This is a genomic window from uncultured Metabacillus sp. (genome assembly GCF_947503125.1).
Classification (GTDB): domain Bacteria; phylum Bacillota; class Bacilli; order Bacillales; family Bacillaceae; genus Metabacillus.
Window position 1 is genome coordinate 25,617 of the sequence record NZ_CANNCR010000031.1, and the last position, 23,769, is coordinate 49,385.

19 protein-coding genes and 2 pseudogenes are annotated in these 23,769 nt (G+C 37.9%); 15 read left to right on the forward strand and 6 right to left on the reverse strand.

Annotated features, from left to right (window positions below):
• Positions 1 to 111: 111 nt before the first annotated feature.
• Positions 112 to 432: a thioredoxin family protein gene (locus Q1B07_RS17540; RefSeq protein WP_299092616.1), complete on the reverse strand. Its 321-nt coding sequence runs from the start codon at positions 430 to 432 to the stop codon at positions 112 to 114.
• 291 nt (positions 433 to 723) lie between these two features.
• Between Q1B07_RS17540 and Q1B07_RS17545 the strand changes: the two genes are divergently transcribed.
• The 5 genes from Q1B07_RS17545 (at position 724) to Q1B07_RS17565 (ending at position 8,833) form a co-directional block, all read left to right on the forward strand.
• Positions 724 to 1,431, forward strand: coding sequence for a GTP cyclohydrolase II (locus Q1B07_RS17545; RefSeq protein ID WP_299092641.1), 708 nt, complete (start codon positions 724 to 726; stop codon positions 1,429 to 1,431).
• A complete protein-coding gene (gene ribD, locus Q1B07_RS17550) occupies positions 1,424 to 2,515 on the forward strand; it encodes a bifunctional diaminohydroxyphosphoribosylaminopyrimidine deaminase/5-amino-6-(5-phosphoribosylamino)uracil reductase RibD (protein ID WP_299092618.1) in 1,092 nt (363 codons plus the stop codon). The genes Q1B07_RS17545 and ribD overlap by 8 nt, the downstream gene beginning before the upstream one ends.
• Positions 2,516 to 2,682: 167 nt before the next feature.
• The gene (locus tag Q1B07_RS17555; RefSeq protein WP_299092619.1) at positions 2,683 to 3,468 is read left to right on the forward strand and encodes an alpha/beta fold hydrolase; all 786 of its coding nucleotides are present in this window, start codon (positions 2,683 to 2,685) and stop codon (positions 3,466 to 3,468) included.
• 544 nt (positions 3,469 to 4,012) lie between these two features.
• Entirely contained in the window at positions 4,013 to 6,742 is a 2,730-nt protein-coding gene (locus Q1B07_RS17560) for a glycoside hydrolase family 3 protein (RefSeq protein WP_299092620.1), read from the forward strand.
• A 432-nt stretch (positions 6,743 to 7,174) separates the two neighbouring features.
• Positions 7,175 to 8,833 carry an ABC transporter substrate-binding protein gene (locus tag Q1B07_RS17565; RefSeq protein WP_299092621.1) on the forward strand — a complete coding sequence of 553 codons (1,659 nt, stop codon included), beginning with the start codon at positions 7,175 to 7,177 and terminating at the stop codon, positions 8,831 to 8,833.
• A 229-nt stretch (positions 8,834 to 9,062) separates the two neighbouring features.
• Here Q1B07_RS17565 and Q1B07_RS17570 read toward each other — a convergent pair whose 3' ends face one another.
• Positions 9,063 to 10,046 (reverse strand): multidrug resistance efflux transporter family protein, encoded by a 984-nt coding sequence (locus Q1B07_RS17570; RefSeq protein WP_299092622.1) that lies wholly within the window; start codon positions 10,044 to 10,046, stop codon positions 9,063 to 9,065.
• 188 nt (positions 10,047 to 10,234) lie between these two features.
• Between Q1B07_RS17570 and Q1B07_RS17575 the strand changes: the two genes are divergently transcribed.
• Complete coding sequence (locus Q1B07_RS17575) at positions 10,235 to 10,756, forward strand: YfiT family bacillithiol transferase (RefSeq protein WP_299092623.1); 522 nt, start codon at positions 10,235 to 10,237, stop codon at positions 10,754 to 10,756.
• Between the two features lie 22 nt (positions 10,757 to 10,778).
• Positions 10,779 to 11,254, forward strand: a pseudogene (locus Q1B07_RS17580) (LysE family transporter); the annotation flags it as partial.
• Between the two features lie 67 nt (positions 11,255 to 11,321).
• On the opposite strand, the gene Q1B07_RS17585 reads toward Q1B07_RS17580, so the two are convergent.
• Positions 11,322 to 11,783, reverse strand: a complete 462-nt coding sequence (locus tag Q1B07_RS17585) for a divergent PAP2 family protein (RefSeq protein WP_299092624.1) — start codon at positions 11,781 to 11,783, stop codon at positions 11,322 to 11,324.
• 144 nt (positions 11,784 to 11,927) lie between these two features.
• Entirely contained in the window at positions 11,928 to 12,509 is a 582-nt protein-coding gene (locus Q1B07_RS17590; RefSeq protein ID WP_299092625.1) for a TIGR00730 family Rossman fold protein, read from the reverse strand.
• 183 nt (positions 12,510 to 12,692) lie between these two features.
• Between Q1B07_RS17590 and Q1B07_RS17595 the strand changes: the two genes are divergently transcribed.
• Entirely contained in the window at positions 12,693 to 13,247 is a 555-nt protein-coding gene (locus Q1B07_RS17595) for a peptidoglycan-binding domain-containing protein (protein ID WP_299092626.1), read from the forward strand.
• 121 nt (positions 13,248 to 13,368) lie between these two features.
• Here Q1B07_RS17595 and Q1B07_RS17600 read toward each other — a convergent pair whose 3' ends face one another.
• Both Q1B07_RS17600 and Q1B07_RS17605 read right to left on the reverse strand, forming a co-directional pair.
• On the reverse strand, positions 13,369 to 14,235 hold the full coding sequence (locus tag Q1B07_RS17600) for a hypothetical protein (RefSeq protein WP_299092627.1): 867 nt from the start codon (positions 14,233 to 14,235) through the stop codon (positions 13,369 to 13,371).
• Positions 14,235 to 14,756 carry a sigma-70 family RNA polymerase sigma factor gene (locus tag Q1B07_RS17605; RefSeq protein WP_299092629.1) on the reverse strand — a complete coding sequence of 174 codons (522 nt, stop codon included), beginning with the start codon at positions 14,754 to 14,756 and terminating at the stop codon, positions 14,235 to 14,237. The genes Q1B07_RS17600 and Q1B07_RS17605 overlap by 1 nt, the downstream gene beginning before the upstream one ends.
• A gap of 215 nt (positions 14,757 to 14,971) precedes the next feature.
• On the opposite strand from Q1B07_RS17605, the gene Q1B07_RS17610 reads away from it, so the two are divergent.
• The 7 genes and pseudogenes from Q1B07_RS17610 to Q1B07_RS17640 all read left to right on the forward strand — a co-directional run bounded on the left by Q1B07_RS17610 (position 14,972) and on the right by Q1B07_RS17640 (position 23,421).
• The gene (locus Q1B07_RS17610) at positions 14,972 to 15,694 is read left to right on the forward strand and encodes a hypothetical protein (protein ID WP_299092630.1); all 723 of its coding nucleotides are present in this window, start codon (positions 14,972 to 14,974) and stop codon (positions 15,692 to 15,694) included.
• 198 nt (positions 15,695 to 15,892) lie between these two features.
• Positions 15,893 to 16,975: a D-alanine--D-alanine ligase gene (locus tag Q1B07_RS17615; protein WP_299092631.1), complete on the forward strand. Its 1,083-nt coding sequence runs from the start codon at positions 15,893 to 15,895 to the stop codon at positions 16,973 to 16,975.
• A gap of 107 nt (positions 16,976 to 17,082) precedes the next feature.
• Entirely contained in the window at positions 17,083 to 18,447 is a 1,365-nt protein-coding gene (murF, locus tag Q1B07_RS17620) for a UDP-N-acetylmuramoyl-tripeptide--D-alanyl-D-alanine ligase (protein WP_299092632.1), read from the forward strand.
• A 204-nt stretch (positions 18,448 to 18,651) separates the two neighbouring features.
• Positions 18,652 to 19,374: pseudogene (locus Q1B07_RS17625) on the forward strand (alpha/beta fold hydrolase).
• Positions 19,375 to 19,718: 344 nt separating this feature from the next.
• On the forward strand, positions 19,719 to 21,206 hold the full coding sequence (locus tag Q1B07_RS17630) for a DEAD/DEAH box helicase (RefSeq protein ID WP_299092633.1): 1,488 nt from the start codon (positions 19,719 to 19,721) through the stop codon (positions 21,204 to 21,206).
• A 315-nt stretch (positions 21,207 to 21,521) separates the two neighbouring features.
• Positions 21,522 to 22,001 (forward strand): PH domain-containing protein, encoded by a 480-nt coding sequence (locus tag Q1B07_RS17635; RefSeq protein WP_299092634.1) that lies wholly within the window; start codon positions 21,522 to 21,524, stop codon positions 21,999 to 22,001.
• Complete coding sequence (locus Q1B07_RS17640) at positions 21,988 to 23,421, forward strand: PH domain-containing protein (RefSeq protein ID WP_299833184.1); 1,434 nt, start codon at positions 21,988 to 21,990, stop codon at positions 23,419 to 23,421. Before Q1B07_RS17635 ends, Q1B07_RS17640 begins: the two co-directional genes overlap by 14 nt.
• Positions 23,422 to 23,769 lie beyond the last annotated feature (348 nt).

The window sequence follows — 23,769 nt, forward strand, 5'->3', positions numbered from 1 at the left end:
AAATAACTAGAAAAGGGAAGGATAACTTTTCACATTGGTAAAATATTTTTACTCCCTTTTAAAAAAGAGCCTGACTTATCTACAGCAGTGGATAAGTCAGGCTCTTTAAATTTATTTTAAGTTATCTGATAGGAATTCAATGACTTGATCAGGTGTTTTGGCGTTTGCACTATGTAGATGTGCTTGCTTTTCTCCATCTTTAAACACCAATAGGCTTGGAATGCCCATAACAGTATATTTTTCAGCAAGCTCTGGGAATTCATCCTTGTCAATTTGATACATTGTCACATTTCCGATTTCCTCAAATACTGTCGGTAAGAACATGTCCATTCGTTTACAGTCAGGACACCAGTCTGTAACAAATTTTAAGACAATAGGCTCCTTGCTGGAAATTAATTCTTGAAATTGATCTTCACTTTTTACTAGTTCCACTGTTTTCACCTCCTAACCTATTGTAACCAATAAGGAAAGAAAAAACAGTAATCCTGCTTGTAAGTTTTGCTATAATGTCTTAGCAAGATTATTGGTTTTGTGAAGCAGAAGCAAGTGCGAAATGCTTGACGCTTTAAACTTGTAATTATACACTTGCTTACAATAAGTAAGTTTTTAAAATACTTCATATCGTTTATATAAAGTTGAATTTTACAATGAGGAGGATGCTTCATGATCATCGAAGCAATAACTAATAATCCGTTAACAAAAATAAAGGAAAAAATCCAAATCATGCCTCATGGTAACGGATCGATGTTTCTAGTAGGACCCATTCATTTACCTGTTCAGCTAGACGGAGAAACGGTGTTTTTTAAATGGTATAGCTGGTTAACGGTAGAAGAAGATGATGATATAAGACAATCAGACAGCAAGATCGATGAATTGCTAAAAAATCTTCCAAAAGCTCAATTGGCAGACAGTCAGCAATCAAGTGTGTTAGTATACGGAGATTTTGAGAAAAAAGAAGAGGCATTGATTCGTATGCATAGTATTTGTCATACCGGAGATATTTTTGGAAGTAAACGGTGTGATTGCGGCTTTCAATTAAAACAGTCGATGAAGATGATTGTTGAGCACGGAACAGGAGCGCTCTTCTATCTGGCCAATCATGAAGGCAGAGGAATTGGATTATTTAGCAAAGCACTTGCATATCTCCTTCAGGAAGAGGGCCTTGACACGGTGGAAGCAAATGAGCAATTAGGCTTTGCGGATGATTCAAGAAGCTATGATGAAGCCATTAGTGTATTAAAAGCATTGCGTCAACTGCCTGTAACGTTGATAACAAATAATCCTAAGAAGCTTGAAGCCCTTCAACATTCTGGAGCAAATGTTACTAACAGAATCTCTTTATGGGGAGATATTTCAGGATATAATAAACATTATCTAGAAACAAAAATGAAAAAGGCGGGTCATTTTAGAGGAGGCTATCCAATTGAGTGAACACGAGTTTTATATGAATTTAGCCATCAATAATGCAAAGGCAATGAAAGGACAGACAGACCCAAACCCGCTGGTCGGGGCTGTGATCGTAAATCATAACCGAATCGTTGGTGTCGGTGCCCACTTAAAAGCCGGTGAGCCTCATGCTGAAATACATGCCTTACGAATGGCTGGAGACCAAGCAAGCGGCGGAACGATTTATGTTACGCTTGAGCCATGCTCTCATCATGGACGCACCGGTCCATGCGCAGAGGCGATTGTAAAAGCAGGGATAAAAAAGGTCGTTGTAGCAACACTTGATCCGAATCCAATCGTTGCTGGAAATGGGATTGCCATTTTAAAAAATGCAGGTATCGAGGTTATTGTTGGCATTTGTGAAGAAGAATCAATCAAGATGAATGAGGTCTTTAATAAGTTCATTGTGAAAAAGCAGCCGTTTATTACTTTAAAATCGGCTACTACGCTTGATGGGAAAATCTCGAGCTCATCCTGGGATAGTAAATGGATCACCTCTGAGGAAGCACGGAAGGATGTTCATCAGCTGCGTCATGAACATGTTGGCATATTAGTAGGTGTGCACACAGTAATAAAAGACGATCCTGAATTAACAACAAGAATCCCAAATGGCCGCAACCCAATTCGAATAATTTTAGATAGTACGCTGCGCATACCATTAGATGCAAAAGTGGTTCAGGATCAAAAGGCACCTACATGGATATTTACATCTATGAACCATAATAAAGAGGTAAAGAAAAAGCTAGAACAGCTAGGTCATCAAGTCTTTGTCACTAGCGGAGAAAAACGTGTTAATATCCATGAAACGCTTACCATTTTAGGAGAGCATTCCGTTTCATCTGTGCTAATTGAAGGCGGCGGTGAAGTGAATGCTTCTTTCCTGAAGGAGCAATTGGTTGATAAACTTGTTCTCTATATGGCGCCGAAATTAATTGGGGGAAAGCAAGCTCCCGGATTTTTTGCCGGTACAGGGATAGAAAAAATGGCCGAAGCGATTGACCTTTCTGACTTGGACGTACAAAAGATTGGGAAGGACTTTAAATTTACAGGGTACCCAGTCTATAAATGAACACTATCCAAAAGAGCCTTTGGTTCTTAGATAGTGTTTTTTCTTATTGTAGAAGACTTGATATATCCCAAAAGATAGAGTAAAATAAAAACCAAGTAAACACATAAGAATTATAAAATTAATGGTTTATAAAATATAAATAAACGTTTGTTTAAGGAGGAAAAGAAATGAGCATTGAATTACACCCAGTTATAAATGGTGCAGAAAGTTTATTTATTCCAGGAAATAAAATAGGTGTAGTACTTTGTCACGGGTTTAATGGCACACCACAAAGCATGCAATATATCGGAGAGCAGCTTTCCAAGTGTGGCTATACAGTTTCAATTCCTCGCTTAAGCGGACATGGTACTCATTATTTAGATATGGAAAAAAGCTCATATGAAACGTGGATAACGGATTTACAAAGAGCTTACCGCGGCCTAAAAAAGGAATGTGACAAAGTATTTATTGTGGGTCAATCGATGGGAGGCGCTTTAACCTTACAGGTGGCAGCAAATAATCCAGATGTAGATGGAATCTTCCTCATCAATGCAGCTGTAACAGATGTTAGCTATAAGGAATTTCGCAACAAATTTGAGCCGCGATTTATTGAAGAGGGTTCTCCAGATATAAAAAAACCTAGCGTTTTTGAGATTACCTATGACAAAGTGCCAGTAAAAGCGATTCATCAGCTTTTAGATTTAATGGACGATACAAAATTGAATGTTTCAAAAGTAACTTGCCCAACAATCATATTTAAGTCAGCTGCCGACCATGTTGTTCCTCCTGCAAACTCTGAGTTTATTTTTCAGCATGTCAGTACATCTGAGAAAAAAATGATTGTACTTGAAAATTCATATCATGTTGCATCAATGGATTATGATGCGCAGTTAATTGCGGATAACATTGATCACCAGATCAAGAATCTAACTGCTGGTCAAACAGTTAATTCAGCAGTGGCGAGACTTGCATAAAGATGAAAAGTGGATAACTGTATAGGTTATCCACAGCATATTCACATATTAACTGTTTTATCCACAGATATGTAAACACTTAACATGGGAATAGGATTAAATATCCCTTTCCTTCATACAGAGTGACTTTGAGGAGATATCCTACTCTCATTTCTTTTCCACGACATTCACAAGAATCCAAAATGCAGTTGACCAATCAGAGGCTACCTTTACCTTTGAATTTTGGCCGAGAGAAAAGAACGTGAATGTACAAGTGAAGGTAAATATCAAACAGTAAATGATCTTTAAGGACTATGTGTAAATGCACATAGTCCTTTTAATCTTTGAATCCAGCTAAACGTCAATGCCTGATAGTTAAGCTTTGTAATCCCCAATCTTAAGAATTGACCTGATTTTATGGCTAATTTATGTGGTTTGAAAACGTTTTTATCTATCTTACAATGAAGTTATTCTTCAAGATGAAAAGAGGTAGAAACATGAATTCAACAACAGAGGCCTACTTATTTCAAAATCCGAATGCAAGCTAAATGAGAGAGTAAATGATTTGCTATCCCATTTAACTTTAGAAGAAAAAATCAACTTAATGTGCCAGTATCAAGAAGAAATTCCTAGACTGGGAATCAAAAAATATAAGCATGGAACTGAGGGAGCACATGGTGTTGCTTGGCTAGGAAAGGCAACAGTGTTTCCGCAAAATATTGGACTTGGTTGTACGTGGAATGAGGAGTTAATGAAAGAAATTGGTCGTGTGATAGCAGATGAAGCACGGATTTATTACCAAAAAGACCCTGAAAAGAACGGACTAACCATTTGGGCACCAACTGTAGACATGGAAAGAGACCCGCGATGGGGAAGGACAGAAGAAGCCTATGGTGAGGATCCATATCTAACCGGGAAATTGACAACAGAGCTTATTAAAGGCATGCAGGGAGATCATCCTTTTTATTTAAAAACAGCTGCTACGCTAAAACACTTTCTTGGAAATAATAATGAAATAGATCGAGGGGAATGTTCAGTGAGCATAGATCCCAGGAACATGCGTGAGTACTATTTAAAAGCATTTGAAATGCAGATTAAAGAGGGAAAAGCCCAGTCGATTATGACTGCTTACAATGCCGTTAATGGAAAACCATGTAATATGAATCCAGATGTGATGAATATTCTTAAAAAAGAATGGGGAATGGACGGTTTTGTCGTAAGTGATGCAGGAGATGTTTTAGGAACGGTAAACGATCATATGTATGTAGATTCATATGCGGAGGCTGTAGCTTTATCGATTAAAAATGGCATTGATAGTATCACAGACGATCAGGAAATCTCCTTACGTGCGATTAGGGATGCCTTAGAACAAGGGCTGATATCAGAAGAAGACTTGGATAGAGCTTTAAAAAATACCTTTCGTGTCCGTTTTCGTCTCGGGGAATTTGACCCTGCTGATCAAAATCCATATTCTTTCGTTTCGGAAGAAAAGCTTTGTTCAGCTGAGCATAGCGAGCTATCGTTACAAGCTGCAAAAGAATCGATTGTTTTATTAAAAAATAAAAACATTCTGCCATTGAAAAAGAAAAAGGTTGCAGTTATTGGGCCGCTTGCAAATGAAGTGTATACGGATTGGTACAGTGGAACACCGCCATATACAGTATCACCTTTACAAGGATTATCAGAAAAACTGAACGGAAATCTTGTTTATGCAGACGGCTGTGATCGAATCAGACTGAGGTCTGCCGAAACAAATGAGTATATTCAAGTTGACAGTGAAGATATTTTAACAGTGGGTAAAGGAAAAGAACATTCGGCTGAAAAATTCATTCATACAAACTGGGGCTGGGGAAGTGAAACCTTAAAATCAATAACGAACGGAATATATGTTACCGTTGATGATCATAGTCGATTATCGGCCAGCTCCTTGGAGGCAAAGGGCTGGTTCGTAAAAGAAGTCTTAAGCATGACGGAAGAGGAAAACAGTCAATTATATCTATCTTCTTGGAACAATCAATCAATTGGTGTCGATCAGAACGGTGTCCTTTCTGTTGCGAAGGAAGAAAAAGACTACTTCGTGAAAGAAATAGTAGAAAATGGTATAGAAAAGGCAGTAGAAGCAGCCAAACAAGCTGAAACAGCTGTTATATTTGTTGGGAATCAGCCGTTTATTAATGGGAAGGAATGTATAGACCGACCAGATATAACCTTGCCGCTAGAACAAGAGAAATTAATTCAAGAGGTTTTAAACGTTAATCCAAATACTGTCGTTGTGATAGTCGGAAGCTATCCCTTTGCAATAAATTGGGTAGACGAGCATGTTCCGGCTGTTCTTTACTCTTCACATGGAGGACAGGAGTTTGGCAGAGCTATTTCTGATGTATTGTTTGGAGACTATAATCCGGCAGGCAGACTGAATATGACTTGGTATCGGTCTGTGGATCAACTTCCTGATTTAATGGATTATGATATCATTAAGGGAAAACGAACCTATCAATATTTTGATAGGGATCCTCTATATCCTTTTGGTCATGGATTATCGTATACGACCTTTGCTTATCGAGATCTTGTTATTAAGGAATCTGAACAAAAAGGTGATCAAATAAACATTTCAATAACAGTTACCAATATTGGTGATTTTGATGGCGATGAGGTTGTTCAATTGTATGTAAGTTGTGAGAACTCAAGAGTTAAACGCCCCTTAAAAACATTAAAAGGATTTAAAAGGCACTTTATTGAAAAGGGACAAAGTAAAGTTATTACATTTACCTTAAATAAGGATGACCTAGCCTTTTGGGATGTTACAAGGGGAAGGTATTGTATAGAAGCAGGTTACTACAACATCATGGTTGGAAGCTCATCTGATCATATTCATTTGTCAGGTCAGCTATATATAGATGGTGAAGTGATACCCCCTCGTAGTGTAACAGATAGAGTGATGGCAATTGATTATGATAACTATCAATCTATCTATATAGATGAGTGTACAGAAGGTGGATACAGCATTCGGAACAAGTCGGCTGCGGGCTGGGTTTCTTTCCATCAGATAAAGTGGGAGAAAGAGATAAAGATGTTAACAGCAAGGGTGGCAAATGGCGGGAAAAAAGCTTTAATTGAGATTCGAGCCAACTCTTATGAAGGTCCTATTTTATGTGAGTGTGAAGTGCCGCAAACGGGAGGCTTTCAAGCATGGACAACTGTTCAAGCTCCTTTAAACGCTCATTCAACAGACGTAAAGGATCTCTATATAATCTTTAAGGGAGATGTGCAACTAAGCTGGTTTTATGTCTCGTAAGCTCAAACTTTTAAAGAACCTGATTTGTTTCTATTAATCAGGTTCTTTTTTCTATTATATATTGTGGCAGATTTACTGATATTGAGGAAGAATAAAGATATCCTTTGGAGAGAGCTAGTTATTTAATAAAAATGAAGTAAAAGAGTGAAAGCAACTTTTCATAAACAGTAAAATCTAGCTAAAGAGCCTAAAATTTTATTTTCTACCTATAATTTTGACCTGATTTCTATATAAATCTATCGGGTATTGATGATCCGAAAACTCCGATAAGATTAATAGTATGAAAATGAAGGGGAGATCGTGGAGGCTTCAAAAGAGAAAGCGCAATTCTTGGAGAGGTTTTAAATAACAAGAATACTTTTACCTTATGTCTCTGCCTTTGCAGCGTGGGAGTTTTGAATAAACAAATATAGAAATAGGGAGGAATCAATCATGAGGGGAAAAGCCAAAAACATTTTATTAAGCATTCTTCTTGCGTTTGTAGTGGTTATTGCAGGCTGCAGTAATGATAAAGTCAATAAAAATGATAACGGTGATGGACCAGTAACGTTCACTTTATACAGTGCTGATCCTCACTCACAATGGGATAATATGGAGAGTCCTGTCAGTAAAAAAGTTACAGAAGAAACAGGGGTAACACTAAATGCTGAATTTGATGTTGGCGGTGGCGAACAAAAAATTCCGTTAATGGCTGCGAGCGGAGAATATCCGGACTTAATCCTGCCGAAAGGTTCTGCAGGGACATTAGTTGACGCAGGAGCTTTAATTGATTTAACAGATCTGATTGAAAAGCATGCGCCAAACTTGAAAAAGATATATGGTGATTATTTTAATCGTTTAAAGTGGAGTAATGAGGATCCTTCTATCTATATCTTGCCGACATCAGCAGTGGATCATAACTATTGGACTCCTGGAAACGGATTTATGCTCCAGCATGATGTTGTAAAGGAATTAGGATATCCCAAAATCAGAACGGTGAAGGATTTTGAAAATGCGATAAGAGAATACAAAGAAAAGTACCCAACAATCGATGGGCAGCCAACACTTGGGTTATCTTTATTGGCCGATGACTGGAGAATTATGATTTCAACAACCAATCCGGCATTTTTCGCTACTGGTGCTTCAGATGATGGTGAATTTTATATTGACCCGGAAACATATGAGGCAACGATGCACTATCGTCGTGCAGAAGAAAAGGAGTACTTCCGTTGGTTGAATCATATGAATGCGGAAGGATTATTAGACCCGGAAAGCTTTGTGCAAAAATATGATCAATATTTAGCTAAAATCTCATCGGGACGTGTTTTAGGTTTAATTGATGCGGATTGGGAAGTGGCTGATGCGCAACGTGCTTTAAAGGAAGCAGGAAAGCATGAAAGAATGCATGGTATGTATCCCGTTACATTAACTGAAGAATATAAACATCATAACTTTCAGGATACCGGTTATCTTGGCGGGTGGGGAATAGGAATTTCTGTTGATTGCGAAGATCCTGTCCGGGCGATTAAATTCCTTGATTATTTAGCATCAGAAGAAGGGCAAATTCTTCAGCAATGGGGAATTGAAGGCGAGCATTACGATATTGTTGACGGTAAGCGCGTGATTCCTGAGGAAGAGATGAATGAACGCAACAATAACGCAAACTATGCAAAGGAAACTGGAATTGGTGTCTTAAAAGGTTTTGCCCCTTATTATGGTGATGGTGTTACAGATTCAACAGGACAAACATATACAATCGCAAGTCCTGATCAAATAAAAGATTCCTATACAGATGTTGAAAAAGAAGTATTAAGTAATTATGGGGTAGAAATGTGGAAGGACCTTTATCCGCAAAAAGAAGAATTCCCAGTGAAGCCATGGGGAGCAGCCTACAATATTCCTGTTGAAGCAGGCTCGGATTTAGAGGTTATTATGCAAAAAAGCTTAGATATTGTGAAAAAACGGATCCCAGAAGCCATTCTTGCCAAACCGGAAGATTTTGATAAAGTGTGGAAGACATTTATGGAGGATTTAGAAAAAGCAGGTGTAGGAGAAGCGGAAAAGGAATACACCAAACTTGTCAAGAAACGAGTAGAGCTTTGGGAAGAGTAAGCAAATGAGAATTTAAGTTCCGCTAAGTTAAAAAGCTCGCATCATGCGAGCTTTTTAATGGTTTAAGAAAGTATAAAATTTTGTACTTAGTTTTAGTGTCTAGCTCCAGCGCCTAGCCCCTCTAGGGTCTAGCCACTCATGAATTGAAGGCAATGAACGCCTTCTATTCATGAGAGTCTTATTTGCCCTAGGCTGATCAAGGCGCTTGCGCTTTTCTTATGGTGTCTTCTTATGAAAATTGCTTTGAAGCATTTTTACTTGGTGACACCTTTAATTGATCTGTCCGAGACACAAAGCTGTGCAGCACCATCCCGCCAATGACTAAAAGGATTCCCGCTAAAGAAATCGGAGCTGGAAGCGGTGCCTTTAGGAAGAGAATCTCTCCAATCAGGACAAAGAGTACTTGAACTGATTGTGTAGCTTCTACAGCTGCAAGCTTTGCCATATTATGTTGCACTAAATTTGTTGCTTGGAAAAATAACAATGTTGCAATAAGCCCTGAGCAGATTGCCACTAAAAAGGATTGAAAGGTTTGTGTTTTCGTTGGTGGGCCGTCTGTGATGATTCCCATCATAGCCAAAACAATCCAAAAAGGCAGGCTTCCTAAAGTCATTCCAAGAACACGCTGAAAAACATCTAATCTACCTTCACAAATCACCATCATTTTTCGGTTTCCAAGAGGGTATGCGAAAGAAGCAATCAACACTGGGATTATGGTTAAAAGCATTGGCTTTAATGATAAATGTGATGCATGTTCATACTGCATGACGGCAACGCCGGCAATAATAATGAACGACATACAAAGGCCTTTCAATGGAATTTGTCCTTTTACTTTAATCGGTCCATTGGCTGTCTGCCTTTCTTCATAGAACAAAGGAACAAGGAGCGAGCCTGAGAGAATTGTGATTTGCCATGTTGCAGCGACAAGCCATCCCGGGCCATATGCACCCGCAAAGCAAATCGGCGCGTAAAATAGGCCAAATCCTACTGTTCCCCATAAGAACCATTGACTTGGATTTTTTTTCATTTCTTCCCAAAGGGCTATCCAATTTTTTCGCCAAAACACGAGCAGAAACAAAAAGGGAACCATGAAAAAATAACGCAGTGAAGCACTCCATAACCAGCTGCCTCCTGAGAGTTCCATTGAACGATTTAAGACAAATGTAAAGGCAAAAAAGAAAGAGGAACAAACCCCGAGTAAAATAGCTCTCAAAAGATCACCTCAGTTTACTTGTTAATTCCATACAGATTTTGGTTATTACGGTTATCATACTATAAACCTACCTATCTGAACACGTAAATGTTTCAGGTGCTTCATAAAATTTGAACTTTCCTTGTTTAAAATAGGAATTGGAAATATAATCAAAATGTAAGAAGTAATTAGATAGGGAGAGTGTGCAGATGAGAAAAAGCCTTCAATATCCAATCGGAGAGTTCAAAGCCCCAGAACGCGTAACAAATGATGACATTGCACGATGGATTTTAGACATTGAAGAAACTCCAGAACGATTAAAAATGGCATTAACAGGCCTTTCACCGCAATTAATGGATACGCCGTACCGCCATGGCGGCTGGACTGTAAAGCAAGTCGTGCATCATCTTGCCGATAGCCATATGAACAGTTATATTCGCTTTAAGCTGACCCTTACTGAAGATAAACCTGCAATCAAAGCGTATGATGAAAATTCATGGGCTCTCTTACCTGATGCTACGGAGCTGCCTGTAGATGTCTCCGTTCAATTACTAGAATCCCTCCATATTCGGTGGTCACATTTGCTAAGGTCGATGACCAAAGCTGACTATGATAAACGCTTTTATCATCCGGGAATGGGTAGTTTTATCTCATTAGCTACAACTCTAGCATTATACTCCTGGCATGGAAGACATCATATTGAGCATATTAAGTTAGTAAATGTACATTAAGCAAATATAAAAAATAAGCTTTTATATGTTAGTCGTGTATTTAGGGTTAGTGCATTTTTTAGATATTCCAATCATGAAGGCCTTTTTATGGCTTTTTGGCTTTTTTTCTTAGTTTATACAGGGATAGAAAGCCTGTTTGGGGCCAGTAAAATAACGATACATAACCAAAGAACAAATGTTACGTATTCAAAATCATTTTTCTCTGGTTTTTTCATGTCTTTGGTAAATCCGCTTACCATTATGTTTTGGCTTGGAATATATGGCTCAGTTTTAGCAAATGCGGCTGCATCCTACAGCACAAATCAACTGATTATTTATAGTTCAGCCATTATATCAGGTCTGTTGCTCTGGGATTTTACGATGGCATGTGTAGCGAGCACTTTCCGTAGGTTTTTAACAAATCAACTGCTTATTGTTATCTCGATCATATCGGGTATATCGTTAATAGGCTTTGGCTTATATTTTGGTTACCAGGCATTCATATTGCTGACACACTAACTTATAGAATAAGGATGACTCAGAAGGAACGGACAAAGAGCGCCCGATCCTTCTGAGTCATTCTCTCTTACTTTCTTATTTCTAACATGGAACTAACGAGTCCAATTAAAACACCTAATATGGCTCCACCGGCAACCTCAGCGGGCTGATGACCTAAAAGCTCATTCAATTCCTTCTCTTGCTTTACATGAAATAAACCTGGCATATGACCTGAAAGCACTTCAATATCAGCATCAAGGTCATTAACTATTTTTGCAATTTCACCAGTATGTCTTCTAATTCCTTGTGCATCATACATGACAATAATTCCAAATATGACAGCTAAAGCAGTATCAGTAGAATCCCAGCCTTTTTTAGTTGCTACATAGGTTGCTAACGCAGATACTCCTGCAGAATGGGAGCTGGGCATTCCACCTGTTGAGAAGATCGGCCGCCAATCCCACACACCATTTACTCTTTTATTGGTAAAAATTTTTAATCCTTGAGCAATTCCAATCCCTGAAAGGGCTGTCCATATCCCTCGATTCATTAAACCTCACCTCTATGTATGTAGTGTTTAACAAATCATTGATGATATTCCAGATGAATAAAAATAAATTATGAGGTTCAATCTTATCAGAATAAGTCTTCTTTTCCGTCAAGTTTAGACAAATTATTTCCCGAAAAATAATTCTTATGTTTGTTCACGATTTATCCATTTTGTAAGTATTGGCGGCTCATATTGCCTGAATTTTTCAATGAGCTGATGAGGATCTGTTTCGACAATTATCATAGAGTGATATTCAGATCTTAAAAATTGCTGTTCGATCATATGGTCAAAAAAGGAGAGAAGCTTATCATAATAATGATGGCTATTTAGCATACCGATTGGCTTTTTGTGTTCACCTAATTGAGCCCAAGTGTAAACCTCGAAAAACTCTTCCATCGTTCCAGGACCGCCAGGCAAAGCGATAAAGCCATCAGATAATTCCTCCATTTTCGCTTTTCGCTCATGCATCGTATTTACAATGATTAGATCTGTTAAACCAGTATGTGCGATTTCCCGTTCCATTAACATTCTTGGGATAACGCCTATTACCTCGCCGCCTGCTTGTAATGCAGCATTTGCAACAGTACCCATTAGACCAACCTTTGAACCGCCATATACCAAGGTATTTCCTTCTTTTGCTAACTGGGTGCCAAGTCGTTTTGCATCATCTGTATACATTTGCGATGCCCCAGAACTTGAACCACAAAAAACACTGATTCGTTTCAAGATTTTCACTTCCTTTAATAGTTTAAGCAGCTAAGAGATAAAATAAAGTGAATTATATACAACTCCAGTGTACAAGGTGTCTCCCAATTAATAAAGAGACTGTTTTAGTATTTCATCCAGAATGTAAAAAACTTGAAACATTATTCCATTCGGCTCCGTATTAAGTAAAAAGGAGGAGATGGAATGGGGAAAATAATCACATGTATGGTTAGCTTGGTATTGGCATGGAGCTGCTACATTGGACAAGCATTTGCAAAGGAGTCTTTGGACCTCCCCTTTAGAGACTATTCCGATAAAGAGCAAGCAACGATCTCCCAATTAAGTAGTACAGCAACTTATTATGTAAGAGCATTTAGCTGTAATGGAAGGAGTTCCTGGACAAAAGAACTACATTCAGAATCCACAGGTTTTACTTGGATTGTTGGACAGGGATGGAAGGGGTATATCCAGGCGGGATCCTCTGGTGGACGAACAATAGGTGTTGTGTTAAATAATACGAAAATAGATTTTGATTATCCCTATCTAGCAAAAAAGGGTTTTGCAGGGAATAATCGTACATATGTAAAGGGGATACAGTCTGCATTGAGATGTTTAGGGTATGAGCCAGGAGCAATAGATGGAATTTTTGGAACAAAGACAGAAGCTGCGGTAAAAGCGTTTCAGCATCGAAAGGGGCTGACTGTTGATGGAGTAGTGGGGAAACAAACCTATCATTATTTATCTTTTGCAACCGGATAATGATGCTTTAAACTTAAAAACAATGGGTAGTCCCCCTCTAACATCCTATATAGGATCTAACAGATTAATTTCTATATACTGATGTTGTAGGAGGGGGCAAACCCTTGCCATCGCTGCTGTCCTACCTAATTGACTCATCAATAATTCTTGCTCCTTCAGGCGCGATAAAATCGAATAAGCGATGATTTTTTTTAACTGTCAAAATTTCAAACTTCTTTAAGCTTTCCCATTCCTGACGCTGACCATTGGTAATTTCCACTTCTTTAATAAATAAGCTAGTATCTTTATCAAACCAATATTCTCTTTTCACATGCTGCCCTTCTTTTACTAAGTAAACATTAGCCTTTCGATCTAGATACAGCATTTCTCCTAGAAAGGAAATATTGTTTGGATTGATGTTTCGGAAGAATTCGACTTCATAAGGAATGCCTTCATAATCAAGCTCTTGTAGTACAAACAAGTTATCCTTTTTTGAATAGGAAGCTAAATACTTTCCATCTGATATCGAGTAGTTGCCATTTTTATACTCTTTTCTCACTTTTTGACCTGAGATATACACATAGACCGTTTCTCCATCTTGAAGGACCTGTTCAATATAAATAATGTTCTCATTTAATACGCTATTCTCAACATTGTTTAATGGCTGTTGGCCCTTTAGGAAATGGTCCATAATTACTTCGTTTAATGCTTTCTTAATTGCAGCCTTTACTGGCGGAGTGTTCCATGCACCGATAATCAAAAGAAAAAGAGAAGCACAGGTGAGTAATGCCGTTTTCAAGATCCGCTGGTACGCTTTTTTCTTGATGGAAGCGACATGAACTTCTTCTGTTTCAAGAATGTAGTCAAGTCCTTCTTCTAATGTTAAGTAGCGATTAAAGTAGATTTGACAATCTGAGCAGTGTTCAATATGCTCCAACAACTGATTCTGGTCTTGCTCAGACAGCTGGTCGAAATTTAGGATATTTAGCTGGAACTTTTTGAAGGTCATTACAGCACCCCCTTTTCGATAAGGTGATCCATCATTTTTTTTCGGCCGCGAAAAATCTTCGTTTTTACTTTTCCTAATGAAAGCTTCTTTATTTTTGAAATTTCCTGATAGGAATAGCCATTATTTCGAAGAATGAATATTTCTTTCGTTTCCTCATCGAGCAGGTGAAAGACTTCATTTATATGCTGAATCTTTTCCTTAGATAACAGTGTATTTTCAGGAATCTCTAATCCTAAAGGACGCTGAGATTGAAATGTTTCATTCATATTTTGCTGAAGATCTTGCTGCCGCTTCAGTTTCCTTAGATGGTCATAAGCAGTATTTTTAGTAATAATGGTAACCCATGCTTCCAGATTTTTAGGTAACACATAATCCTTTTTTTGAAAGTATGTATAGATTTTTAGACTGGCATCTTGAACAATGTCGTCCTCCAAAGAGGGGTTTTTAATAATATTTTTCGTTGTCTTAATAATTTTTGCTCTGTTGCCTTCAAGAATTTGTGAAATGCTTTGTTTGTCCACGATTTGCTCCCCCTTGCCTCATAATGAAAGACGACTAGAAAGAAAAGATGTTTCGTTTATCCAATAAAAAGTTCCTTTCTTCCATTATAAAGAAAAAATGGGAAAACATTGTCTTTAGAGGTTGTTATTTTACATAATTGTTAGTAACAAAAGGGAATGATAAAGGGTAATGTAAGAAGCTCCCCTATAAAGTTATGTTTAGGAGTGATGTGAAAATGGACGCTGCTTTACGTTGGTTTGTCATGGACAAGATAGATGGACGGAATGAAATGAAAACCGTGTTTTCAAAGGCTTTTAGCTTCTATAGTGAACAGCTTTCGGAGCATAAGGGTAAAATTCTTGAGATAGGTTTACGAAAGGCGCTTTTGCAGTCGTCATTAAATAGCAATGGTTTGCAAGTAGAAGGGGTCGTTTTTTCCAAACAGGAATTTGCGGAAAGCAAAACTATTGAGCCCCTTTCTATTAAGCCGTCATATTTGTATGATGCTATTTTTATACCGTTTGGGCAATTTTTAACGATACCGGAAAGAGTCATGGCGATTAAGGCATTAAAATCCTGTTATGATCATGTAAAGCCGAATGGCAGGGTCATCATCGACTTGATTTTGCAGGAAGAACAATCTCGCTCAAATCCAAAGAAATCGGAAATAATATACGATAAAGACAACCTATTAGTATTCGAATCACAAATTGTGGATGTGGATTACTATGAACAAAAAGCCACTTATTTTTTGACCTATGAACAATGGGCAGGAGGGGAGTGCCTTCAAAGTGAACGACGGCTGCAAACTTTTCTGTGGTTTGGTGTAAAGGAATTTAAGTTAGTCCTTGAAAAAATCGGCTTTACCAATGTGACAATATCAGGGGATTATCAGCAAGTGAATGGAGGAAGGTCAAACCATAAAATTTATACATTTGAAGCAACAAAGGGAAAGTAAAAAAGAATGCATCCAATATACATACTATATCCTCAAGGAAAATTCATCTGTTTATAAATAAAAACGGAAAATCTAACAGTATCATTACAAAAAGACAAGCTGTTACGAAAACTTATAAAAGAAATAAAGGAATCTCTAATAACAATTTTTGCTTAAAGTGATAAAATAGGAATGATGATACTTGAGGAGGAAATTTACATGAAAATTAAATTAGGCCTTGTATATGGAGGGAAGTCTGCAGAGCATAATGTTTCCTTGCAAACAGCCCTTGCAGTTATAAATGCATTAGATATGAATAAATTTGAAATACATCCAATTTATATTAATCAAAACGGTGAATGGGTAAGAGGAAATGCGTTAGATGCACCTGTAGAGCAAGTAAGCTCCCTCAAACTTGAGGATGGAGGCAACACGGTTTCTCCTGTTACCTTAAATACTGAATTATTCCCTGCAAAGGCAGCTGATCAAGAAAAAATTGATGTTATATTCCCGCTGTTGCATGGGCCTAATGGGGAAGATGGCACAATACAAGGATTGCTTGAACTTTTAAATCTCCCATATGTAGGAAATGGTGTTTTAGCTTCGGCAGCCGGCATGGATAAAGTAGTTATGAAGAATTTATTCGCTCAAGCTGGTTTAGCGCAAGCAAAATACGTATCCTTTATTAAAAGTGATTTTGAAACGGCTCCAGAAGCAGCTTACGACAATGTGGAAGAAACATTAGGCTACCCTTGCTTTGTAAAGCCTGCTAACTTAGGTTCAAGTGTAGGTATTAATAAATGTAAGGATCGCGAGTCACTAGAAAAAGCTTTTAAAGAAGCTTTTGAATATGACCGCAAGATTATTATCGAAGAGGGGATTGTAGGCCGCGAAATTGAAATTGCCGTCATCGGAAACGATCATCCTGTATGCTCTGTTGTTGGTGAAATTGCGCCTAAAAAAGAATTCTATGATTATAAAGCGAAGTATGAAGATGGAGATACAGATCTCATTATTCCAGCAAACATTACCGATGAAGAATATGAAACAATTAAAGAAATGGCGATCAAGTCATTTAAGGCAATTGACGGTTCTGGATTAGTGCGTGCTGATTTCTTCCTAACTGAGGATGGAAAGGCGTTAATTAATGAAGTTAATACAATGCCTGGTTTTACTCCATATAGCATGTTCCCATTGCTTTGGAAGCATACGGGTGTTGAATATCCACAATTAATTGAAAAGCTCGTTTCACTGGCGCTAGAACGATTTGAACAAAAACAGCAAATCAAGCATACTTTTTAATAGAACTAAGAACTTGAATATAGCGTTTATAATAGAGGGGCTGAATAGTTGATGATCAGTTCCTCTTTGTTTGGGTAGACTATATTCATAGAAAAGGAGCTTAAAATATGATTCAGCGTACACTAACCGAAATTGAAGGAATGGTAAAGGGTTCGGGATTAGATCAAGCATTTAAGCATGAAAAGATAAACGGAGTCACAACTGATTCCCGCCAGGTAGAGAAGGGGAATTTATTTTTTCCTTTAATAGGAGAAACGTTCAACGGACATAAATTTGTCGACAAGGCCATTGAGAATGGCGCAGCAGCCGTCATTTGGGATGAAAAGGAGTCGAATCCGCCGGAAACGATACCGGTTATTTTTGTTACTGATACATTAAAGGCGTTGCAAGATCTTGCTGAAGCCTACTTGCAGCAGGTGAAACCAAAGGTTGTCGGGATTACAGGCAGCAATGGGAAAACAACGACAAAGGATATGGTATCAAGCGTTCTCGAAACAACCTATAAGGTACATAAAACAAAAGGAAACTTTAATAATCATATCGGTTTGCCTTTAACCGTTTTAAGCATGGCTGAAGATACAGAAATTGCTGTTTTAGAAATGGGAATGAGCGGGAAAGGTGAAATTGAACTTTTATCAAAGATTGCGAAGCCTGATGCAGCGATTATTACCAATATTGGTGAAGCTCATTTACTGGATTTAGGATCAAGAGAGGGAATTGCCGAAGCTAAGCTTGAAATTGTTAATGGTTTAAAACAGGATGGTTTATTGATTTATCACGGAGATGAACCGTTGCTGCAAGAGCGGGTCCCATCTTTATCAATATCCTCTGTAACTTTCGGAGAGACTTCGAAAAACGATTATTTCCCGACATCGATTCATCAGCAGGTAAATGGAACGTCTTTTAACATCAATGATACTGAATTCTTCATTCCAGTGCTTGGAAAGCATAATGTCAGCAATGCGCTGGCAGCCTATGCAGCCGCCCGTTTCTTTGAAGTAAAAGAAGAAGACATTATTGAAGGATTCAAAGCAATAAAAATTACAGGGATGCGCTTAGAGTTAATTGAGTCAAAAAACGGGGTATCCATTATTAATGATGCTTATAATGCAAGTCCTACCTCAATGCTTGCAGCCATTCGTTTACTTGAAGATTTAACCGGCTTTAAACAAAAATACGTTGTCCTTGGAGATATGCTTGAACTAGGGGAAAATGAAGTAGAATTTCACCGTCAGGTAGGGGCAGCGATAAAAAAAGCTGAAATTTCTCATCTATTCACCTACGGAAAACTAGGGGCTGAAATTGCAAATGGGGCTAAACAAAACCTGCCGGAGGAATGTATCTATCATTTTGAGGATAAACAGGCATTAATCACCAAACTAAAATCAATGGTAAACAAAAACGATGTTGTGCTTGTAAAGGCTTCTCGAGGAATGAGACTTGAAGAGGTCGTAAATGAATTAATAATGTGAAAATTCCATTAGAGGAGGTTCTCGAAGTAGAGGAAGCACAAGTGCCGACTTGGCCATAAGACTAGTCGGCTATCTCACAACTGATAAAGTTTTTAAAAACAGGAATGAATAAATCATAAAACGTTAAAAATAAGTTCATGTGGTGCAGAAAAGGTTTTGCTTACGTAAAAACCGTTTCTGCTCTTTAAGGAGGGGTACCTACGCATGATCGGATGTCTCTTTATTCATGGTTTTACAGGTGCGCCATATGAGGTAGAGCCTTTGGCGACCTATATGAAGGAAAAGACAGATTGGATTGTTAAAGTGCCAACTCTTCCGGGTCATGGAGAAACACTTTCGCTAAAAGGGTATACCTATCATGATTGGATTGCACATGCAGAAAAAGAGCTAAAAGCCCTGATGAAAGAAGCTGACGAGGTATATGTAGTCGGTTTTTCAATGGGAGGTGTCATTGCTTCCTATTTAGCAGCAAAATATGAAGTAAAGAAGTTGGTGCTCTTAAGTGCAGCGGTTTATTATGTAAATCCAAAACAATTGTTGATTGATTGCAAAGATATGTTGAAAGATATGATGACCGGAAAAATTAAAGAAAACGAGTTATTTAAACGTTATAAGAAAAAAATATTTAAAACTCCGCTGCTTGCAACGATTGAATTTCAGAAATTAGTGAAGAGGGTAAAGCCTTATTTAACAAAATTAACCTTGCCAGTTCTTATAATACAAGGTGAATGTGACGGGATTGTGCCTGTATAAAGCGCACATTATTTATACAAAACCATCCCTTCAAAAGAGAAGGAACTCCGTTTGCTCCCATGCTCTAAGCACCATGTATGCCATGGTGAAGATTATGAGGACTTAAAGGAATATGTTGAGAATTTTCTTTTTGCAGGTAATAGGGAATTTTCACATCAAAACTCAGTCAGCTAAACAATTTACAAAAAAAATTCCGATATTTATCCAAGAAAAGAATGGGAAATCATGCATGTTTTGGTTCAGTTCGTTTTAGTTCAAGTTGAAATAAAAAACTGGTAGTGGTATGATTACTTTTAAAGTGTTTGCGGGCTTTAAATAAGGTAAACTGCTGCCCTTGGTGAAAAAGGGCATTTTTTGTTGGCAATTTATTCGAACGTTTTATTGATGATACATCATTTGATAGGCTGACCAAATTGTTTTCAGCTTATTGAATTAGATAGATAAATTTGATTAAAAACCTGTTACCTATAAGGTCTGTAAATATTTACAGCAAACAATATAGAAGGAGTATGAATACATTGACATTAACGTTTCAAGATTTAGGTTTAAGTTCGTCACTGATGCAATCAATAAGTAAAATGGGTTTTGAAGAGCCGTCTCCGATTCAGGCACAAACGATCCCGTTAGGTCTGCAAAATAAGGACGTGATCGGTCAGGCGCAAACTGGGACAGGAAAAACAGCTGCATTTGGAATTCCGCTTATTGAAAAAATTGACGTGAAAAATAATAATATTCAAGCTGTTGTTGTCGCTCCTACACGTGAACTTGCTATTCAGGTTTCCGAAGAACTTTATAAAATTGGTTATCATAAGCGTTCACGTGTTCTCCCGATCTATGGTGGTCAAGATATTAATAGACAGATCCGTTCCTTGAAAAAGAATCCTCATATTATTGTTGGAACACCTGGTCGTCTTATTGATCATATCAACCGTAAAACAATCCGTTTAAATACTGTTCACACAATCGTCCTAGATGAAGCAGATGAAATGCTGAACATGGGCTTTATCGAGGATATTGAGGCTATTCTTTCAAATGTTCCGGAAGATCGCCAAACTTTACTGTTCTCTGCCACTATGCCAGATCCAATTCGCCGTATTGCAGAAAACTTCATGAAGAATCCTGAACTGGTTAAAGTAAAGGCGAAAGAAATGACTGTTCCTAACATTACCCAGTACTACCTTGAAACTCAAGAAAGAAAGAAATTTGACATTCTCACAAGATTGCTTGATATTCAATCTCCAGAGCTTGCGATCGTCTTTGGTCGTACAAAACGACGTGTAGATGAATTATCAGAAGCTTTAACATTAAGAGGATATACAGCAGAAGGTATTCATGGAGATCTTACTCAAGCGAAGCGTATGTCAACGTTACGCAAGTTTAAAGAGGGTGCGATTGAAGTATTAGTTGCAACAGATGTTGCAGCGCGCGGATTAGACATCTCAGGTGTCACACATGTATATAATTTTGACGTTCCTCAAGATCCGGAAAGCTATGTTCACAGAATTGGCCGTACTGGACGTGCAGGGAAAACAGGGATGGCGATGACATTTGTAACGCCAAGAGAATTGGACATCGTTAAAAACATTGAGCGTACAACAAAACGCAAGATGGATCGCATGAAGCCGCCAACTGTTGATGAAGCTATCGAGAGTCAACAACAAATGACAGTAGAAAAAATTCGTTCCATCGTTGAAAATGACAACCTTTCTTTCTACAAGCGTACTGCTGAAGAGCTTTTAGAAGAATTTGATGCACAGTTAGTAGTAGCTGCTGCTATTAAGTTCATGACGAAAGAGCCAAATGATGTAGAAGTAAAATTAACAGAGGAAGCGCCGTTATTTATTAAGTCCTCTAAAAACAAAGGTCGTTCTAACAACAAAAGAAGGGGCGACTATAACCGAAGCGGCGGACAAAAGAAAAACAACAACCGCTCTTACGGTGATCGTGACAGAGGCAAAGGCAGCTATAGTAACTCAGCGAAGCGCCGCTACTCTAATTCAAAATAAAATGAAAAAGGTCGGATCTATGTTTTATAGATTCGACCTTTTTTGTACATGGAAAAAGGGAAGAGTGGTTCGAAAAGGCGGATAGCGCCGCAATTGAGGCGATCAGTAAGGCAGTTTAGATAGGCTGGACTGTATGATTTTAGGCAATACAAAAGGACAATGCTCTTTTTCAGTTAGATATAAAGAGATTGAATAGTTGGATCAAGCATCCTTTACAATAAATTAATTTTCAAATAGAGATAAAACAAGCTCTGCAATCTTTCAATTGATGCTATAATCAAATGGGATTATTTTCTAACTGAAGGAGAGAGAAGGTTGAGGGATTTACCGAAAAATAAAATAAGCTTGAAGGCGTTAACTGTTTGGCGACTGAGTGCTCTTATTAGCTCAATCATTTTTTTATTAGTGGTAGTTGGCGTGGGAGTAGGGGTATATTTTCTAAATTTCACTTACTGGATCACAGTAGGTGCTGCTATCATTTGGCTTATTTCTTCACTATTATCCATTTTCATTATTCCGAAAATCAGGCACCGTGTATGGCGTTATGAGGTACATGAGCATGAGATCGACCTCCAGTTTGGCCTTTTTGTGATTAAACGAGTACTTATACCAATGGTAAGAGTGCAGCATGTTGATACACATCAAGGACCATTGCTGCGAAAATATAAACTGGCTTCAATTGAAATTTCAACTGCAGCAACAAAACATGAAATTCCAGCCTTAGATCTGCAAGAGGCTGATTTACTTAGGGATCATATTTCCAAGCTGGCAAGGGTGACGGATGATGATGTTTGAGCCAAAGCGTATTCATCCGGTAGGAATGCTTTTAAGCTTCATTAAGATTATTAGGTCATATATTATTCCTGTCATTGTTTTCTTCTTTTTCGGCAATAATGAAGGCTTTAATGTTTATATAAGCATTGGCGGTGCTTGCTTATTTATCATTATCATTGTTACAAGCATTTTGGATTGGTGGAAGTTTACCTATTGGCTTGAAGATGGCGAACTTAGAATTGAGCATGGAATTTTCATTAAGAAAAAACGCTATATTCCGATTGAAAGGATTCAATCAATCAATATTAGTGCTGGCATTGTTCAACAGCTCTTTCGACTCGTAAAGGTGCAAATTGAAACAGCTGGCAGCGGATTGGAAGCAGAAGCGGTTTTAACTGCCATAAAAAAACATGAAGCAGATCATATACAACAGGTGATCTCAAATTATAAACAGGATGGTTTAAAGAATGTTGAGGTTCAAGATGAGGACCAGTCTGAGCTGCCTGTGTTTAAAATGCAGTCTAAGGACCTATTTATTGCAGCCTCAACCTCAAGTGGAATCGGCGTCATTATCTCCGCTATTGTAGCGTTTGTTTCACAATTTGAAGAATTTATTCCTTACGAGGAGCTTATCGATCGTTTTGAATTTCTGACAAAGGCAAGCTTTGCGTTCTATGCAGGATTGGTTTTTATTGTCTTATTTATTGCGTGGTTGTTAAGTATTATTGGTGTCTTGCTAAAGTATGCTTATTTTACTGTGTTAAAGGCTGATGATGACATAAAAATCTCTAGAGGAATTTTCGAGAAACAGCAAGTTTCCATCCCTATTTCACGGATCCAGGCGATTAGAATTGTCCAAAATCCGGTTAGACAGTTATTAGGGTATGCAACTGTCTATATTGAAAGTGCAGGTGGGAATGGCGTTGACGAGGGAGCATCTACCATGTTATTTCCTGTCGTTCCTAAAAAAGAAGTATTTCCGCTTTTGCAGCAATTTGTTCCATCATTTGAAAAGAGTAATCACATACATCGATTGCCTAAAAGATCAAAAAAACGGTATATGATAAGAAAGGGCATACCTGCTGCCATCATCTGTATTCCGCTCTCTTATTTTCTGGCACCTTGGGGGATTTTTTCAGTGATTTTAATTCCTTTATTCATCTTTTGGGGCTATTGCGCATATAAAGATGCCGGCTGGAGTTTAGATGGGAACCAAATGCAATTAAGCTTTCGCTTTATCTCAAAAACGACCGTTCTTATCAAGCGCAATCGACTGCAGTCGATAAAGAGCAAAACGTCTTATTTTCAAAAAAAACAATCCTTACAAACGTTTGAGGCTTCAATCAAATCAGGGATTATTGGAAAAAACTTTTCGATTAAGGATTTAGAACAAAGTGATGTTGAAAAAATGGTTGACTGGTATTCTCATTCTAAGAAATAAAACAAAAAAGCTGTCTAAGAGAATAAAACCTCTTATTAGACAGCTTTTTTTAAAGATATGAAAGTATAAATTTTTAACATAGTTTTTGTATCTAGCTCCGAAGCGCATGACGTGCAAGTGCAGTCAGTGCGACAGGAAGTCACGTTTTTTGACTGCCAGCACATAGCCCATCGAGGTCATTAGCCACTCATGAATTGAAGGCAAAGAACACCTTCTATTCCTGTTCGCCTTATGCTTGTCGCCGAATGCTAAGCGCCTTGCGCTTTTTTTATAATATCAGAATTTATATGTTGCCCCTTTTTTGCGATTGCGAGAAAATTGAGGTATGGAGTCGAATATTTTGAAACG

Excerpts from the sequence above, each read along its gene's own strand:
- Q1B07_RS17615 (WP_299092631.1), top strand. The coding sequence starts at position 15,893 with ATGAAAATTAAATTAGGCCTTGTATATGGAGGGAAGTCTGCAGAGCAT.
- Q1B07_RS17585 (WP_299092624.1), bottom strand. The coding sequence starts at position 11,783 with ATGAATCGAGGGATATGGACAGCCCTTTCAGGGATTGGAATTGCTCAA.
- Q1B07_RS17565 (WP_299092621.1), top strand. The coding sequence starts at position 7,175 with ATGAGGGGAAAAGCCAAAAACATTTTATTAAGCATTCTTCTTGCGTTT.
- Q1B07_RS17575 (WP_299092623.1), top strand. The coding sequence starts at position 10,235 with ATGAGAAAAAGCCTTCAATATCCAATCGGAGAGTTCAAAGCCCCAGAA.
- Q1B07_RS17555 (WP_299092619.1), top strand. The coding sequence starts at position 2,683 with ATGAGCATTGAATTACACCCAGTTATAAATGGTGCAGAAAGTTTATTT.
- Q1B07_RS17595 (WP_299092626.1), top strand. The coding sequence starts at position 12,693 with ATGGGGAAAATAATCACATGTATGGTTAGCTTGGTATTGGCATGGAGC.
- Q1B07_RS17640 (WP_299833184.1), top strand. The coding sequence starts at position 21,988 with ATGATGATGTTTGAGCCAAAGCGTATTCATCCGGTAGGAATGCTTTTA.
- murF (WP_299092632.1), top strand. The coding sequence starts at position 17,083 with ATGATTCAGCGTACACTAACCGAAATTGAAGGAATGGTAAAGGGTTCG.
- Q1B07_RS17545 (WP_299092641.1), top strand. The coding sequence starts at position 724 with ATGCCTCATGGTAACGGATCGATGTTTCTAGTAGGACCCATTCATTTA.
- Q1B07_RS17610 (WP_299092630.1), top strand. The coding sequence starts at position 14,972 with ATGGACGCTGCTTTACGTTGGTTTGTCATGGACAAGATAGATGGACGG.
- Q1B07_RS17600 (WP_299092627.1), bottom strand. The coding sequence starts at position 14,235 with ATGACCTTCAAAAAGTTCCAGCTAAATATCCTAAATTTCGACCAGCTG.